At 71.0% G+C, this 14,896-nt stretch carries 13 protein-coding genes; 6 read left to right on the top strand and 7 right to left on the bottom strand.

What is annotated here, in order from left to right; translation table 11 throughout:
- Nucleotides 1-84: 84 nt before the first annotated feature.
- Both ABFG95_RS10425 and dsbG read left to right on the top strand, forming a co-directional pair.
- Nucleotides 85-585 (top strand): hypothetical protein, encoded by a 501-nt coding sequence (locus ABFG95_RS10425; protein ID WP_232734788.1) that lies wholly within the window; start codon nucleotides 85-87, stop codon nucleotides 583-585.
- Nucleotides 586-661: 76 nt separating this feature from the next.
- Nucleotides 662-1,432, top strand: a complete 771-nt coding sequence (gene dsbG / locus ABFG95_RS10420; protein ID WP_059272521.1) for a thiol:disulfide interchange protein DsbG — start codon at nucleotides 662-664, stop codon at nucleotides 1,430-1,432.
- Between the two features lie 133 nt (nucleotides 1,433-1,565).
- On the opposite strand, the gene arsH is transcribed toward dsbG, so the two are convergent.
- From arsH to ABFG95_RS10400, 4 genes are read right to left on the bottom strand one after another with little or no spacing between them, the layout of a single operon-like run.
- Nucleotides 1,566-2,291, bottom strand: coding sequence for an arsenical resistance protein ArsH (gene arsH / locus ABFG95_RS10415; protein ID WP_175144942.1), 726 nt, complete (start codon nucleotides 2,289-2,291; stop codon nucleotides 1,566-1,568).
- Nucleotides 2,284-2,706: an arsenate reductase (glutaredoxin) gene (arsC, locus tag ABFG95_RS10410; protein ID WP_054415184.1), complete on the bottom strand. Its 423-nt coding sequence runs from the start codon at nucleotides 2,704-2,706 to the stop codon at nucleotides 2,284-2,286. Before arsC ends, arsH begins: the two co-directional genes overlap by 8 nt.
- A gap of 57 nt (nucleotides 2,707-2,763) precedes the next feature.
- Entirely contained in the window at nucleotides 2,764-3,834 is a 1,071-nt protein-coding gene (arsB, locus tag ABFG95_RS10405) for an ACR3 family arsenite efflux transporter (protein WP_054415186.1), read from the bottom strand.
- Between the two features lie 13 nt (nucleotides 3,835-3,847).
- Nucleotides 3,848-4,171, bottom strand: coding sequence for a helix-turn-helix transcriptional regulator (locus ABFG95_RS10400; RefSeq protein ID WP_054415188.1), 324 nt, complete (start codon nucleotides 4,169-4,171; stop codon nucleotides 3,848-3,850).
- Between the two features lie 123 nt (nucleotides 4,172-4,294).
- Between ABFG95_RS10400 and ABFG95_RS10395 the strand changes: the two genes are divergently transcribed.
- From ABFG95_RS10395 to pdeM, 4 genes are read left to right on the top strand one after another with little or no spacing between them, the layout of a single operon-like run.
- On the top strand, nucleotides 4,295-5,299 hold the full coding sequence (locus ABFG95_RS10395; RefSeq protein ID WP_049075971.1) for a ligase-associated DNA damage response exonuclease: 1,005 nt from the start codon (nucleotides 4,295-4,297) through the stop codon (nucleotides 5,297-5,299).
- A gap of 48 nt (nucleotides 5,300-5,347) precedes the next feature.
- Nucleotides 5,348-6,952: an ATP-dependent DNA ligase gene (locus ABFG95_RS10390; RefSeq protein ID WP_049075969.1), complete on the top strand. Its 1,605-nt coding sequence runs from the start codon at nucleotides 5,348-5,350 to the stop codon at nucleotides 6,950-6,952.
- A gap of 23 nt (nucleotides 6,953-6,975) precedes the next feature.
- Nucleotides 6,976-9,405, top strand: a complete 2,430-nt coding sequence (locus tag ABFG95_RS10385; RefSeq protein ID WP_263898676.1) for a ligase-associated DNA damage response DEXH box helicase — start codon at nucleotides 6,976-6,978, stop codon at nucleotides 9,403-9,405.
- On the top strand, nucleotides 9,389-10,051 hold the full coding sequence (gene pdeM, locus ABFG95_RS10380) for a ligase-associated DNA damage response endonuclease PdeM (RefSeq protein WP_049075966.1): 663 nt from the start codon (nucleotides 9,389-9,391) through the stop codon (nucleotides 10,049-10,051). The genes ABFG95_RS10385 and pdeM overlap by 17 nt, the downstream gene beginning before the upstream one ends.
- A gap of 38 nt (nucleotides 10,052-10,089) precedes the next feature.
- Here the strand turns inward: pdeM and ABFG95_RS10375 are convergent, their stop codons facing one another.
- Genes ABFG95_RS10375 through ABFG95_RS10365 form a run of 3 tightly spaced genes read right to left on the bottom strand, consistent with a single transcriptional unit; the run spans nucleotide 10,090 to nucleotide 14,752 of the window.
- The gene (locus ABFG95_RS10375) at nucleotides 10,090-11,832 is read right to left on the bottom strand and encodes an ABC transporter ATP-binding protein (protein WP_348995823.1); all 1,743 of its coding nucleotides are present in this window, start codon (nucleotides 11,830-11,832) and stop codon (nucleotides 10,090-10,092) included.
- Nucleotides 11,829-13,544 carry an ABC transporter ATP-binding protein gene (locus tag ABFG95_RS10370; RefSeq protein WP_348996043.1) on the bottom strand — a complete coding sequence of 572 codons (1,716 nt, stop codon included), beginning with the start codon at nucleotides 13,542-13,544 and terminating at the stop codon, nucleotides 11,829-11,831. The genes ABFG95_RS10375 and ABFG95_RS10370 overlap by 4 nt, the downstream gene beginning before the upstream one ends.
- A 17-nt stretch (nucleotides 13,545-13,561) precedes the next feature.
- Nucleotides 13,562-14,752 carry an MFS transporter gene (locus tag ABFG95_RS10365; RefSeq protein ID WP_348995822.1) on the bottom strand — a complete coding sequence of 397 codons (1,191 nt, stop codon included), beginning with the start codon at nucleotides 14,750-14,752 and terminating at the stop codon, nucleotides 13,562-13,564.
- Between the last annotated feature and the right edge of the window lie 144 nt (nucleotides 14,753-14,896).

Genomic DNA, 14,896 nt, shown 5'->3' with positions numbered 1-14,896 from the left:
CTGTTTCACTTGTCATGAATTGCCGCCTCGACACTGGCATGACGGGGTGGAATAGGCGGCGTCACCGGAACCGGGGAATTTGGCGTGCCGATAGATTTCGAACCGATCGAGCGGGAATTCATGCAGACCTTGCGCGCGCAAGCGGCCTTCGCGGGCTGGAAGACGCGCCGCAAGCGCTGCCTGTGGCGGGCGCTGGCCGACGGCGTCGAGCAGGGCGTGGAGCTGCTGCGCTACCGGGCGTCGTTCGAAAATCGTCAGCTGGTGTCGCTGGGGATCTACGCGTCGGTTCCGTGCGAACGCGAATGGCCGGTCTACGTGCCCCCCGAGGTCTGGCACAAGGGACGGTTGTATCGCCGCGCCTGCCTGGTGCCGGGCCAGGGATTGGTCGACGAGGCCACGCTGGGCAGCGGGGCCGTGATCGACCTGAGTTCTCCCGCCGACCTGGCGGAATGGCTGGCCACCCTGCCGGCGGACATCGAGCGCCATGTCGCGCCCTGGTTCGAACGGCACGACACCCTGGCGACCGCTTCGTACGAATACGAGATCCCGCGCTGGCGCCTGCGGCAAGCCGGGTTGCTCCCGTAGCCCTGTACGCGTGGATGACAGCGCCGCCGGTATCATTGACGCCTTTGGCACTGTTCGGAAAAGCCCAGGAGTACCCATGATTCGTTCACTTGCGCCCCGCCGCATCGTTTTCGCCCTGGCCGCCCTGCTGGCCGCCGCCGGCACCCAGGCCGCCCAGGATCGGCCCGCCGTGCTCAAGGCGCTGGAGGCGCGCGGCCTGCGCGTGGTGCAGGAGTTCAAGATCGACGGCGGCCTGCGCGCCTTCGCTGGCGTGGCCGGCGACCAGCCCGTGGCGATCTATGTCACCCCCGACGGCAACGCCATCGTCGGCGCGCGACTGGATGCCCAGGGCAAGCCGCTGGACGATGCCAAGCTCGAGGCCCTGGTCAGCAAGCCGATGGGCGACCAGGCCTGGGCCCAGCTCGAGAAATCGACGTGGGTGCTTGACGGCAAGAAGGATGCGCCGCGCATCATCTACACCTTCAGCGACGCCAACTGCCCCTATTGCCACAAGTTCTGGGAGGCCGCGCGGCCGTGGGTCGATGCCGGCAAGGTGCAGTTGCGGCACGTGATGGTGGGCGTCATCCGCCAGGACAGCCCGGCCAAGGCCGCGGCCATCCTGGGCGCCGCCGATTCCTCCGCCGCGCTGCTGGAGAACGAGCACAAGTTCAACCAGGGCGGCATCACGCCGGCCAAGAGCGTGCCCGACGGCATCGCCAGGAAGCTCGACGACAACCAGGCATTGATGGTGTCGCTCGGTTTTCGCGGCACGCCCGGCATCGTCGCGCGCGACGAAACCGGCGCCCTGAAGAAATACAACGGCCTGCCGCAAGCCGGCGAACTGGACAAGCTGTTCGGGCCGCGCTGACGCGTTCGTGGCCGCTCTTCAGTAGTCGCCCGCCGGCGGCATGTCTTCCAGCAGGCCTGGGGGGGCGGCGCTCAGCATATGCCGTGGCCAGGCCTCGCGCTCGAGCGCCGGGGACCCCCGGCTTGCCCGCGCGTCAGATCGCCGCCTGCTTCATCCGCGCCGCCAGCGCCTGCGCGCTTTCCTTGCGTTCGCTGTAGCGATCCGTCAGGTACGGCGCCACGTCGCGCGTGAGCAGGGTGAACTTCATCAGTTCCTCGACCACGTCGACAATGCGGTCGTAGTACGGCGACGGCCTCATGCGGCCGGCTTCGTCGAATTCCTGGTAGGCCTTGGCCACCGACGACTGGTTGGGAATGGTCAGCATGCGCATCCAGCGGCCCAGGATGCGCATCTGGTTGACCGCGTTGAAGGACTGCGAGCCGCCGGATACCTGCATGACGGCGAGCGTCTTGCCCTGGGTCGGGCGCACCGCGCCCACCGACAGCGGGATCCAGTCGATCTGCGTCTTCATCAGGCCGGTCATGGCGCCGTGGCGTTCCGGCGAGCTCCAGACCATGCCTTCGGCCCATTGCACCAGCGCATGCAGCTCACGCACCTTGGGGTGGTCCTGGCTGCCGGGCGCGTCGACCAGCGGCAGCCCCGTCGGGTCGAACATCCGGGTGTCGCCGCCCAGGGCGCGCAGCAGGCGCGCGGCTTCCTCCGCCGCCAGCCGGCTATAGGCGCGTTCGCGCAGCGAGCCGTACAGCAACAGGAAGCGCGGCGCGTGACCGGCGCGGGCAGGCGCGAACAGCGCCGTCGTGTCGGGCCGTTCGAACCGCGCGGCATCGAGGTTGGGCAGGAGATCGGCGGTGTCAGACACGGCGGCCCTCCGCGTCGATGACCGGCTCGCCGTCTTCCTTGTTGAAGGGGCCGCGTTGCGGTCGGGGCAGGATGTCGAGCACGGTCTCGGACGGCCGGCACAGGCGCGTGCCCAGCGGCGTGACGACGATGGGGCGGTTGATGAGGATGGGATGGGCGAGCATGAAATCGATCAATTGCGCGTCGCTCCACGCGGGATCCGCCAGGCCCAGTTCGTCGTAGGGCGTGCCCTTCTGCCGCAGGAGGTCGCGCGCCGCGATGCCCATGGCGCCGATCAAGGCCTCCAGCGTGGCGCGGTCGGGAGGCGTTTTCAGGTACTCGATGATTGTGGGCGTTTCCCCGCTGTTGCGGATCAGGGCCAGAACATTGCGCGATGTGCCGCAGGCAGGGTTGTGATAGAGGGTGATGGGATTCATGGATTGCACGTGATGACGGTGTTGGCGGGGCCGGAGGGGGGGCGGATGCTGGCGGGCTCAACCGCGCGCCTGGCCGGCGTCGTACCAGCCGCGGCTGCGGTTGACGATGCGCACCACCAGCAGCATCACCGGCACCTCGATCAGCACCCCCACCACGGTGGCCAGCGCCGCGCCGGACTGGAAGCCGAACAGGCTGATGGCGGCCGCCACGGCGAGTTCGAAGAAATTGGACGCGCCGATCAATGCCGACGGGCAGGCGATGCTGTGGCGCTCGCCCACGCGGCGGTTGAGCCAGTACGCCAGCCCGGAGTTGAACAGCACCTGGATCAGGATCGGCACCGCCAGCATGGCGATCACCAGCGGCTGGCGCAGGATGGCCTGGCCCTGGAAGGCGAACAGCAGCACCAGCGTCAGCAGCAGCGCGGCCATCGAGAACGGCCCGATGCGCGCCAGCGCCGCCTCGAACGCCGCCTGGCCGCGCCGCAGCAGCGCGCGCCGCCAGAGCTGCGCCAGGATCACCGGAATGACGATGTACAGGCCGACCGACACCAGCAGCGTGTCCCACGGCACCGTGATGGACGACAGGCCCAGCAGCAGTCCCACCAGCGGGGCAAAGGCGAACACCATGATGGCGTCGTTGAGCGCCACCTGCGACAGCGTGAACACGGGGTCGCCGCCGGTCAGCCGGCTCCACACGAACACCATGGCGGTGCAGGGCGCCGCGGCCAGCAGGATCAGGCCGGCGATATAGCTGTCGAGCTGGTCGGCCGGCAGCCAGGCGGCGAAGACGTGGCGGATGAACAGCCAGCCCAGCAAGGCCATGGAGAACGGCTTGACCGCCCAGTTGATGAACAGCGTCACGCCGATGCCGCGCCAGTGCCGGCCCACCTCGCCCATGGCGGCGAAATCCACCTTGAGCAGCATGGGAATGATCATGACCCAGATCAGCAGGCCCACCGGCAGGTTGACCCGGGCGACCTCCAACTGGCCGATGGCGTGGAACAGGCCGGGCAGCAACTGGCCGAGCGCCACGCCCAGCACGATGCACAGGAATACCCAGAAGGTGAGGTAGCGTTCGAAAACATTCAGGCCGGCGGGAGCGCGAAGGGCGGCGGGCGGTGTAGACATGACGTTGATCCGGTCAGCAGGTGACGCAAGCGCCCGGGGCGACTTCGCACGGCGCGCCCTGGCAGCAGTGTTCGGTCAGATAGCCGAGCAGGCCGTTCATGCGCGTGAAGTCGGCGCGGTAGATCAGGTTGCGGCCTTGCGGTTCGACCGTCACCAGGCCCGCGTGCGCCAACTCCTTGAGGTGGAACGACAGCGCGTTGCGGGCGATGCCGAGCTGGTCGGCAAGGACGCTGGGCGTGAGGCCCGGAAGGCCGGCCACGACCAACGCGCGGAAGGTGCGCAGCCGTTGGGGGTGGGCCAGGGCGCCAAGGGCGGAAACGACTTGATCTTCTTTCATTGTTCAATAGTACAACGATTATTGAATAATTGAAAAGCGCGTCGCCGCGTTCGGGTATAACGGAAGCACCGACGCGTGGTTTGCGCGCCCGCGCAAGCCGCGCCTGTCAGATCGGGAGAGTCCATGGCCGACATCGTCCAATTGCGTCCGGAAGGTCTGTATTGCGCCGCCGGCGGCTTCTACATCGACCCCTGGCGCCCCGTGGACGTGGCCGTCCTCACGCATGGCCATGGCGACCACGCCCGCGCCGGCATGGGTTGCTACCACACCAGCGCCGAGGGCCTGCCCATCCTGCAATGGCGCTTGCGCGAGCAGGACTACCGCGTCCACGCCTATGGCGAGCCGTTCACGCTGGGCCGGGCTCGCGTTTCGCTGCATTCCGCGGGCCACGTGCTGGGCTCCGCGCAAGTGCGCATCGAGGTCGACGGCCAGGTGTGGGTGGTGTCGGGCGACTACAAGCGGCAGCCCGACCCCACCTGCGCGCCGTTCGAGGTGGTGCCGTGCGACACCTTCATCACCGAAGCCACCTTCGGCCTGCCGATCTATCGCTGGCCGGACACCGCGGAAGTGGCGCGCGACATCGTCCAGTGGCGCGACCATTGCGCCGCGCGCGGCGAGGCGGCCATTCTCTACTGCTATGCGCTGGGCAAGGCGCAGCGGGTGCTGGCCGAGCTGATGCCGTTCGTCGACCGGCCCGTCTACCTGCATGGCGCGATTGCCGCGGGTGTGGACGTCTACCGCGAGGCCGGCATCGCGCTGCCCGACACGCGCCTGGTCATCGAGGCGGACGGCGCGCCGGCGGCCGCGGGCACGGGATTTGCTGGCGAGCTGGTGCTGGCGCCGCCGTCGGCGGCCGGCAGCGCGTGGCTGCGGCGCTTCCGCAAGGCGCAGCACGGCTTCGCGTCCGGATGGATGCGGCTGCGCGGCAACCGGCGCCGGCGCAACATGGACCGGGGCTTCGTGGTGTCGGACCACGCCGACTGGCCCGACCTGCTGCGCACGATCCGCCAGACGGGCGCGCGCCGCGTCATCGCCACGCATGGCGACACCGACGCGCTGGTGCGCACGTTGAATGAATCCGGCATCGCCGCCGAGACGCTGGCCACGCAATATGGCGAAGACGACTAGCACGGCGCGCCGCGCCATTTTCGTAGCGACAGGGGAACGGATCCAGGCATGAAGCGATTCGCGGCGTTGTATCAGGAACTGGACCGCAGCACCGCCACCTTGGACAAGCGCGCGGCGCTGGTGGCGTACTTCCGCGATGCGCCGCCGCGCGACGCGGCCTGGGCCTTGTATCTGCTGGCGGGCGGCAAGATCACCAGCGCGCGCCGCAAGATCGCCGCCGTCGGCGAGTTGCGCGCCTGGGCCGCGACCGCGTCCGAGACCGCGCCCTGGCTGGTGGACGCCTGCTACGACCAGGTCGGCGACCTGGCCGAGACGCTGGCGCTGCTGGTGCCCGACCCGCGCACCGCCGCGCCCGAGCGCGGCCTGGCCGATTGGATCGAGGAGATCCTGGTGCCGGTCGCCAACCGCGACGAGGCCGAGCGCCGCGAAGTCATCGTCGCGGCCTGGCTGGGGCTGCCCTACATCGAGCGCCTGGTCTTCAACAAGCTGCTGACCGGCGCGCTGCGCGTCGGCGTGTCGCAACGCATGGTGCAGCAGGCGCTGGCGGAGTTGTCGGGCGTGCCTATCGCCCGCATCGCGCAGCGCATGCTGGGCGCATGGTCGCCCAGCCCCGCGTTCCTGCGCGACCTGCTCAGCGCCGACGAACTGCCCGGCGACCGCCAGCAGCCCTATCCCTTTTTCCTGGCCTCGCCGCTGGAGGGCGACCCGGCGCTGCTGGGGCCGATCGACGACTGGCTGCTGGAGTGGAAGTGGGACGGCATCCGCGCGCAACTGATCCGGCGGCGCGGCGAGGTGGCGCTGTGGTCGCGCGGCGAAGAGCGCCTGGACGGCCGCTTTCCGGAAGTCGAAGCGGCCGCGGCCGCCTTGGCGGTGGACTGCGTCGTCGACGGCGAACTGCTGGCCTGGCAGGAAGACAGCGTCGATCCCATGCCGTTCTCGGCCCTGCAGACACGCATCCAGCGGCTCAAGCCCGGACCCAAGTGGCTGGCCGAGGCGCCGGTGCGCTTGCTCGCCTACGATCTGCTGGAGCTGGATGGCGCCGATCTGCGCGACGAGCCGCAGGCCGCGCGCCGCGCGCGGCTGGAAGCGCTGCTGCGCGAGCGCGCCGACCCGCGCCTGGGCCTGTCGCCGCTGGTGGCGCCGGCAAGCTGGGACGAGGCCCACGTGCTGCGCGCGCAATCGCGCGAGCGCGGCGTGGAGGGCTTCATGCTCAAGCGCCGCGGCGCGCCCTACCAGAGCGGCCGGCGGCGCGGCGACTGGTGGAAGTGGAAGATCGATCCGCTCACCATCGACGCGGTGCTGCTGTATGCGCAGTCCGGCCACGGCCGCCGCAGCACGCTCTACACCGATTACACCTTCGGCGTATGGGATGGCGACGCGCTGGTGCCCATCGCCAAGGCCTACTCGGGCCTGGACGACAAGGAGATCCTGGAACTGGACCGCTGGCTGCGCGCACACACGCGCGAGCGCTTCGGCCCGGTGCGCTCGGTCGACCCGGTGCAGGTGTTCGAGCTGGGCTTCGAGGGCGTCAACCTGTCCAAACGGCACAAGTCCGGCGTGGCGGTGCGCTTTCCGCGCATCCTGCGCTGGCGCCATGACAAGCGCGCCGACCAGGCCGATCGGCTCGATACCCTGAAGGCCCTGGCGCGATGAGCGGCGCGCGGCGGGACGGCCCCTTGCTGGCCTGGTTCGCGGCGCGCGGCTGGAAACCGGCCGCGTTCCAGCGCGAAACCTGGCGGCGCTATCTGGCCGGCGAATCCGGCCTGCTGCATACGCCCACCGGCAGCGGCAAGACGCTGGCCGCATTCGGCGGCCCGCTGCTGGAGGCGCTGGCCGATCCGGCGCCGGCGCGCGCGGCGGCGGGCGAGGGGCCGCGCGTGCTGTGGGTGACGCCGCTGCGGGCGCTGGCCGCCGACACCACGCGCGCCCTGGCGCAGACGGCGGCCGACCTGGGCCTGGCCTGGACGGTGGCGCTGCGCACCGGCGATGCCAGCGCGCGCGACAAGCGGCTGGCGCGGCAGGGCAAGGCGGACGTGCTGGTCATCACGCCCGAGTCCCTGGCGCTGCTGCTGTCCTACGCCGATGCGTCGCAGCGCTTTCGCGCCCTGCGCGGCATCGTGGTGGACGAATGGCACGAGCTGCTGGGCAACAAGCGCGGCGTGCTGCTGCAGTTGTGCCTGGCGCGCCTGCGCTGCCTGTCGCCGGGCGCCCGCACCTGGGGCCTGTCGGCCACGCTGGGCAACCTGGACCAGGCCCGCGCCGTGCTGCTGCCGCATGCGCCCGACAGCGCGCTGGTGGCGGGCGCGCGGCCGCGCAAGATACAGATATCGACCCTGTTGCCCGAACGCAGCCGCGCCCTGCCGTGGGCGGGGCACCTGGGGCTGTCGCAGCTGGAACGGGTCTTCAAGCGCCTGTTCGACGTGCGCGCGACCCTGCTGTTCACCAACACCCGCGCGCAGGCCGAGCTCTGGCACCGCGCGCTGGAATCGATCTGGCCCGAGGCCCCGGGCACCCTGGCGCTGCATCACGGCTCGCTCGATCCCAAGCTGCGCGCGGCGGTGGAGCAGGGCCTGCGCGACGGCACGATGCGCTGCGTGGTGGCCACTTCCAGCCTGGACCTGGGCGTGGATTTCCCGGCGGTGGACCAGGTGTTGCAGATCGGCAGCCCCAAGGGCGTGGCGCGCCTGCTGCAACGCGCCGGCCGCGCCCGGCACCGGCCGGGCGAGTCCGGCAACGTGGTGTGCGTGCCGGCGCAGGCGCTCGAACTGATCGAGTACGCCGCCGCCCGGCAGGCCATCGCGCGCGGCGAGATCGAATCCCGGCCGCCGCCGGTCGGCAGCCTGGACGTGCTGGCCCAGCATGCCGTCACGCTGGCGCTGGGCGGCGGCTTCGACGCCGACACGCTGTACCAGGAAGTGCGCGGCACGCATGCCTATGCCGCGCTCGATCGCGCCACCTGGCAGGCGGTGCTGGACTTCATCGTGCAGGGCGGCCGCGCGCTGGCCAAGTATCCGGACTATCAACGCGTGGTGCGCGACGACGACGGCCGCTATCGCGTGCACGACCGGCGCGTCGCGTTCCGCCATCGTTTGTCCATCGGCACCATCACCGCCGACGGCGCCGTGGCCGTCAAATACCTGCGCGGGGGCAGCCTGGGCTCGGTGGAAGAGGGCTTCCTGGCGCGCCTGCGGCGTGGCGACCGCTTCCAGTTCGCCGGCCGCACGCTGGAACTGGTGCGGCTGGAAGGCATGGTGGCCTATGTGCGCCGCGCCAAGGGCGGCGATGGCCCGGTCGCCACCTGGCAGGGCGGGCGCATGCCCCTGTCGACGCAGCTGGCCAGCGAAGTGGAAAGCCTGTATTCGCATCCCGGCACGCATCCGGAGATGCGCGCCGTCGCGCCGCTGCTGCGGATCCAGGCGCAGGCCAGCGCGCTGCCGGACCGGGGGCGGCTGGTGGCAGAACGCATCGGCACACGGCGCGGCATGCACCTGTTCCTGTTTCCGTTCGCCGGCCGCGCCGTGCACGAAGGCATCGCGGCAATGATCGCGCTGCGCTGGGGCCGGCGGCAGGCCAACACGATTTCCTATACGGTCAACGACTACGGGTTGATGCTGACGCTGGCCGAGCCGGCCGCGCTGGACGCGGCGCTGCTGCGCCAGTTGCTCAGCCCCGAACACATGGCCGAAGACCTGCGCGACGGCGTCAACCTGGGCGAAATGGCGCGCCGCCAGTTCCGCGAGATCGCGCGCGTGGCGGGCCTGTTGACGCCCTCATTGCCCGGCCAGGCGGCGCGCTCGCTGCGGCAGGTGCAGGCCTCCAGCGGGCTGCTCTACGATGTGCTGCGCCGCTACGATCCGGACCACCTGCTGCTGGCGCAAGCCGAGCGCGAAGTGTTCGAATTGCAGCTGGAGGCGCCCCGCCTGCTGGCGGCGTTGCACGACTGCCAGCGGCGCGAACTGGCGCTGTGCGAACCGCGCGCGCTGACGCCCCTGTCGTTCCCGCTGTGGACCGAAAGCATGCGCGGGCAACTCAGCACCGAGACCTGGCAGGCGCGCGTCAGGCGCGCCGCGCAGCAACTGGAGAAGCGCTATGAGCGCCTTGCCTGACGGCGCGTTGCAGGCGTTGCTGGGCGGCGAGCCCCTGTGGCTGTTGGGAACCCGTGCCCTGTTCTGGCCGGCGCGTTCGCGCCTGGTCATCGCCGACCTGCACCTGGGCAAGAGCCATGTGTTCCGGCGCGCGGGCATCGCGGTGCCCAGCGGCGCCACGCGCGGCGACCTGGACCGCCTGGCGGATGTGATCGCGCGCACCGCCGCCCGCGAGCTGTGGATCGTGGGCGACCTGTTGCACGGGCCCGCCGGGCAGGCGGGGTGGCGCGATACCTGGATGGCGTGGCGGCGGGACCATGCCGCGCTGGATGTCGCGGTGCTGGCGGGCAATCATGACCGCGCCCTGGATGGCCCGGCGTTCGGCGTGCGGCAGTTGGGCGAGACGCACATTGACGGCCCGTTCCTGTTCAGCCATGTCCCGCGGGCGGACCCAGACGGCCGGCACGTCATCGCCGGCCACATGCATCCGAAGACATCCGTGCGCGGCGTGCCGCGCAGCTGGCCGGCGTTCTGGCTGCGCCCCGGTCTCACGATCCTGCCAGCGTTTTCGGACTTCACCGGCGGCCATCCGGCCGATCGCGCTGACGGGCGCGTCGTCGCCTGCGTGGAAGGCGTCGCGATCGAGGTCGGCGCGCGCGCGCGGTGAGGGCGCCGGGCGAGGAATCGCGAAGGGGGCGGCCCGCGCTACCCCTGCTGCGCCTGCCACATCCGCCGATAGCGTCCCGGCTGCGCCAGCAGTTCGGCGTGCGTGCCCCGCTGCGTGATGCGGCCGTCCTCGAACACCAGGATGCGATCGGCCGCGACGATGGTCGACAGGCGATGGGCGATGACGATGACGCTGCGTTCCGCCACCAGCGTGTCGATGGCCGCCTGCACCGCCAGTTCGCTTTCGGTGTCGAGCGCGGCGGTGGGTTCGTCCAGGATCACGATCGGCGCGTCCTTGAGGATGGCGCGCGCGATCGACAGGCGCTGGCGCTCTCCGCCCGACAGCTTGCCGCCCGCCTCGCCCAGGCGGGTCTCCCAGCCTTGCGGCAGGCGCTCGATGAAGTCCAGGCAATGGGCGGCGCGCGCCGCCGCCCGCACCTCGGCCTCGCCGGCCTCGGGCCGCGCCATGCCGATGTTGCCGATGACGCTGTCGTCGAACAGGTGCACGTCCTGGAACACGGTCGAGATCAGGCGGTTCAGGTCCGCGGGCGGCAGGCTGCGGATATCCACGCCGCCGATCCGGATCGCGCCGCGCTGCGGGTCGGCGTGGCGCATCAGCAGGCGCGTCAGCGTGGTCTTGCCGGAACCGGACGGCCCCACCAGCGCGGTCAGGCCGCGCGCCGGCAGGTCCAGGTCGATGTCGCACAGCGCCGCGGCAGTGCCGCCGGCGTAGCGGAACTCCAGGTTTTCGATGCGGATGTCGGCCGGCCCGGCCAGGCCGCCCTGCGAGGGCCATTGCGGCAGCGGCGCCACCGCGCGCAGCTCCTCGATGCGGGCCAGCGCGGCTTCGATCAGCGCCAGGACCGTGGTGAAGTTCACAAAGGTCGCCAGCGGTTCGGCAAAGCGCGCCACCAGCACCAGCACCGCGCCCAGCGCCGCGGGCGCCAGGCTGCCCTGGGTGACCCAGAGCATGCCGCAGCCCAGGATCGCCAGCATGCCGGATTCGACGATGGCGGCCACCATCAGCGATGGCTTGGCTCCGCGCCGGTGGTGTTCGCGCTGCAATTGTTCGAGCTGCTCGAAGCCGGCGCGCAGGCGTTCGTTGGCGGCGCCGGCGCGGCCCGTCGCCAGGCACACGGGCAGCCCTTGCATGTATTCGAGCAGTTCGGCGTTCAGGGTCTCGTTGGCGCGCCCCGTGGCGGCGTGGCCTCGGTCCAGGGCCGGCCGGCGCCAGCGGTAGAGCGGCACGATGGCGGGGAACACCAGCATCAGCGCCACGCCCAGCCGCCAGTCCCAGGCCAGCAGCGCCACGGCGGCCGCGGCCGGCGTGACGATGGCGCCCAGGATCAGGTTGATCACCGTCAGCGCGTAGTTCATCTGTTCGTCGACGCCGCCCAGCAGCTTGGCGGCGATGCCGCCGGTGCGGTGGGCCTGCAGCGCCTCCAGCGGCATGCGCCGTAGCTGCTCGCCCAGCAGCACGCGCAACTCGTGCGTGGCGCGCGCCATGTGGCCGCGATAGTCGAAGCCCTGCGCCCGCCAGCGCAGGACGATGGCGGCCGCCGCCAGCAGGGTGAAGGCCGCCAGCCAGGCCAGCGCGGCGCGCCAGGGATCGCCGCGGGTCAGGTGGACGAACAGGGGCACGATGCAGGCCAGCGACAGGCCCTGGCACACGGCGGCCAGCAGCAGCAGGCACAGGCTGGCGCGCAGGCGGCCGGCCTGGCTGCCGGCGCTGCGGAGAAGGCGTCGATAGGTGTCGCGCCAGGGAGCGGGAGGTGTTGTCATGAGGCTTGGTCGCCCAGGGTCCAGCGACGGGCGCGTTGATGGTTGTGCCACAGCTGGGCATAGAGGCCGCCAGCCGCGTCCAGGGTGTCGTGCGTGCCGCATTCGGCCAGCCGGCCTCGGTCCAGCACCAGGATCTGGTCGGCGTGGCGGATGCTGGAGAGCCGGTGCGCGACCATGATGACGGTGCGGCCGCGCATCAGCGCGGCCAGCGCGGCGCCGACCGCGCGTTCGTTCTCGGGATCGGTGGCGGAGGTGGCTTCGTCCAGCACCAGGATCGGGCGGTCCATCAGCACGGCGCGGGCGATCGTCAGGCGCTGGCGCTGGCCGCCGGACAGGTCCTTGCCGCCCTCGCGCAGCACGGTGGCGTAGCCGTCGGGCAGCGCCAGGATGAAGTCGTGCGCCTGCGCGGCCCGGGCGGCGGCCTCGATCTCGGCCGGGCTGGCGTCGGGACGGCCCATGGCGATGTTCTCGGCCACGCTGCCGGAGAACAGGAAGTTGTCCTGGAACACGAAGGCGACGTGCTCGAACAGGGTCTCGCGTTCCAGGTCGCGCACGTCGACGCCGCCCACCAGCAGGCGCCCGGCGTCGATGTCCCAGAAGCGCGCGATCAGCCGCGCCACGGTGCTCTTGCCGGCGCCGGAGCGGCCCACCAGCGCCGTCAACTGGCCGGCGCGCGCGGTGAAGCTCAGGCCGTCCAGCGCGGGGGCGCCGCCATAGCCGAAGCGCACATCCTCGAAGCGCACGCTGGCGTCGGCAGGACGACGCTCCGGCGCGCGCGCTGGCGGCAGCGGCGCGATCGCCAGCACCTGCTGGATGCGCGCCACGCTCAGCTTGGCCTGGTCGATCATGTGCGCCAGCGACATCATCGGGAACATGGCCTCAGCCATGCCCATGCCGAACAGCAGCAAGGCCAGCCAGACGGGAAAATCGAGCTGGCCCTGCGCCGTCCACCAGGCGCCCAGCCACAGCAGCGCCGCCAGCGTCGGCAGCGGGCCCAGCACGGCGATCGCGAAGCGTGAGCTGAAGCTGGCGCCGCGATACCAATCGGTCAGCACGACCAGGTAGCGTTCCAGGGCGCGATGGTAGCGGCCGAAGGTGGTCTGGCCGGTATCGAAGGTGCGCACCACAGGCATCGCCTGCACGTACTCGATCACCGCGGCGCTGACCTGCTCGCGCGCTTGATGGTAGCGCCGCGTCATGACTTCGCGCCCGCGCATCGCCAGCGACAGCCCGCCCGCGCCCACCGCCAGCACGCCCACGGCGGCCAGCGCCATGCGCCAGTCCAGCGCGAACAGCAGCGCCGCGCTGAATACCGGCATGGCGTAGGCGCGGGCGAACAGCGGTGTGCTGTCGGCCACGAATACGTGCAGCGCCTGCACGTCGTTCTGCACCACCTTGGCCAGCGGACCGCTGCCCAGCGCCTGCAATTCGCCGAACGACAGCCGGGACAAGTGCCGGACCAGGTCGTTGCGCAGGATCACTTCCAGGCGGAAGGCGGCATAGTGCGACTGGTTGAAGGCCTGCAGCCGCAGGAAGCAGGCCAGCAGGGTGCAGGCCAGCGCGCCCAGGAACGCGGGCCAGGGGTAGGCGGCGGACGCCCGCAGCAGGTCGCGCATGGCCAGGGCCAGGCAGCCCAGGCTCGCCAGGCTGCACAGCACGCCGGCCACCGCCAGGCCCATGGCCAGGCGGATCCGGCCGCGCACCGGCCGCATGATTTCCCAGGGCTGGTTCATGCCGCCTCCCGGGGAACCCAGCGCATGGCGGCGAGCAGGCCGAGCACCGCCAGCGCGATCGCCGCGCCGACCACGCCGCCATAGCCGATGCGGCCGGCCAGCATGGTGCCGGCCGAGGTCAGCAGCATCGCGAAGAAATGGCTCACGCTCATCTGCAGGGTGTAGTCGGTGGCGGGGCTTTGCGGCGACGCCTGATCCATGATCAGCGTGCACAGCACCGTGGCGGCCGGGGTGTACAGCATGTAGTACAGCACCACCGCCACGCCCGCCGTGGCATGCGACCCCCAGGCCATGGCGGGCAGCGCCAGCCCGGCGATGCCCGCCACCTGCAACAGCGCCGCCGACAGGGTGGCGCCGCGCCGCGACCAGCGCTTGAGCAGGCGGCCGTAGGCCAGCGCCACGAGCAGGCCGGCGCTGGCGCCGACTACGTTGAGGACCAGCCCGATGTCGGCGAGCGACCAGCCGGTGTCGATCAGCGAGGGCATGATGACGGCATACCCCAGCGACGCGGAGGCCGGATAGAGCACCAGCAACAGCAGCCAGCGCTTGCGTTGCGGGCCGCGCCAGAAGGCCAGCAGGCGCGCATGGCTGGCGGGCCCGGCGCTGCGCGGCCACTGTGGTTCTCGGTAACCCAGCAGCTGGATCCACGACACCGCCGTGAGCGCGGCCAGCAACAGGCAGCAGCCGCGCCAGCCCAGCCTTGGATACAGCATCAGCATCATGCCGCCGCCGACCAGGTTGCCGATCAGGCCGCCGGCGATCTGCAGGCCGTTGCCGAAGCCGCGATCGGCCGGACGGGTCAGCAGCCGGCAGGCCAGGCCGTCGAGCGCCACGTCCTGGGCGCCCGAGAACAAGGCGGTGGCCCAGCACAGCAGGTAGATCGCCGTGAAGTCGGTCCGCAGGTCGAGCATGCCGATCAGGGCCAGGCACAGCACCAGCCCGGCTTGTGTCACCAGCAGCCAGCCGCGGTAGTGGCCGCGCAGGCCGGTGGCGTGGCGGTCGATCCACGGCGCGTACAACGCCTTGAGCGGCCAGGCCATGCCCATCAGGTAGACCAGGCCGAGGGTGTCCAGGCTGGCCCCGCCGTCGCGCAGGATGGCCACCATGGCGATGACGAAGAACATCAGCCCCAGGAACTGGGTGCTGTAGAGGCTGGCCAGCAAGGCCCAGGCGCGGCGCGATGGCACGGGGAAGATTCTCCGGACGGGTGAGCAGGCGGATGCCGGACGTGCCGCGAGATGGCGGCGCGGGGCGTACGCGGCAAACCGGCGGGGCGTGCCGCGAATTCATTGATGATAATGATTGTTATTGTTATTTCTACCCGAATCGGG

Origin of the sequence: Achromobacter sp. HNDS-1, from assembly GCF_040084795.1 — a bacterium.
GTDB lineage: Bacteria > Pseudomonadota > Gammaproteobacteria > Burkholderiales > Burkholderiaceae_B > Achromobacter > Achromobacter ruhlandii.
The sequence above is the reverse complement of the archived record's forward strand: the minus strand, read 5'-3'. Positions and strand labels throughout refer to the sequence as shown.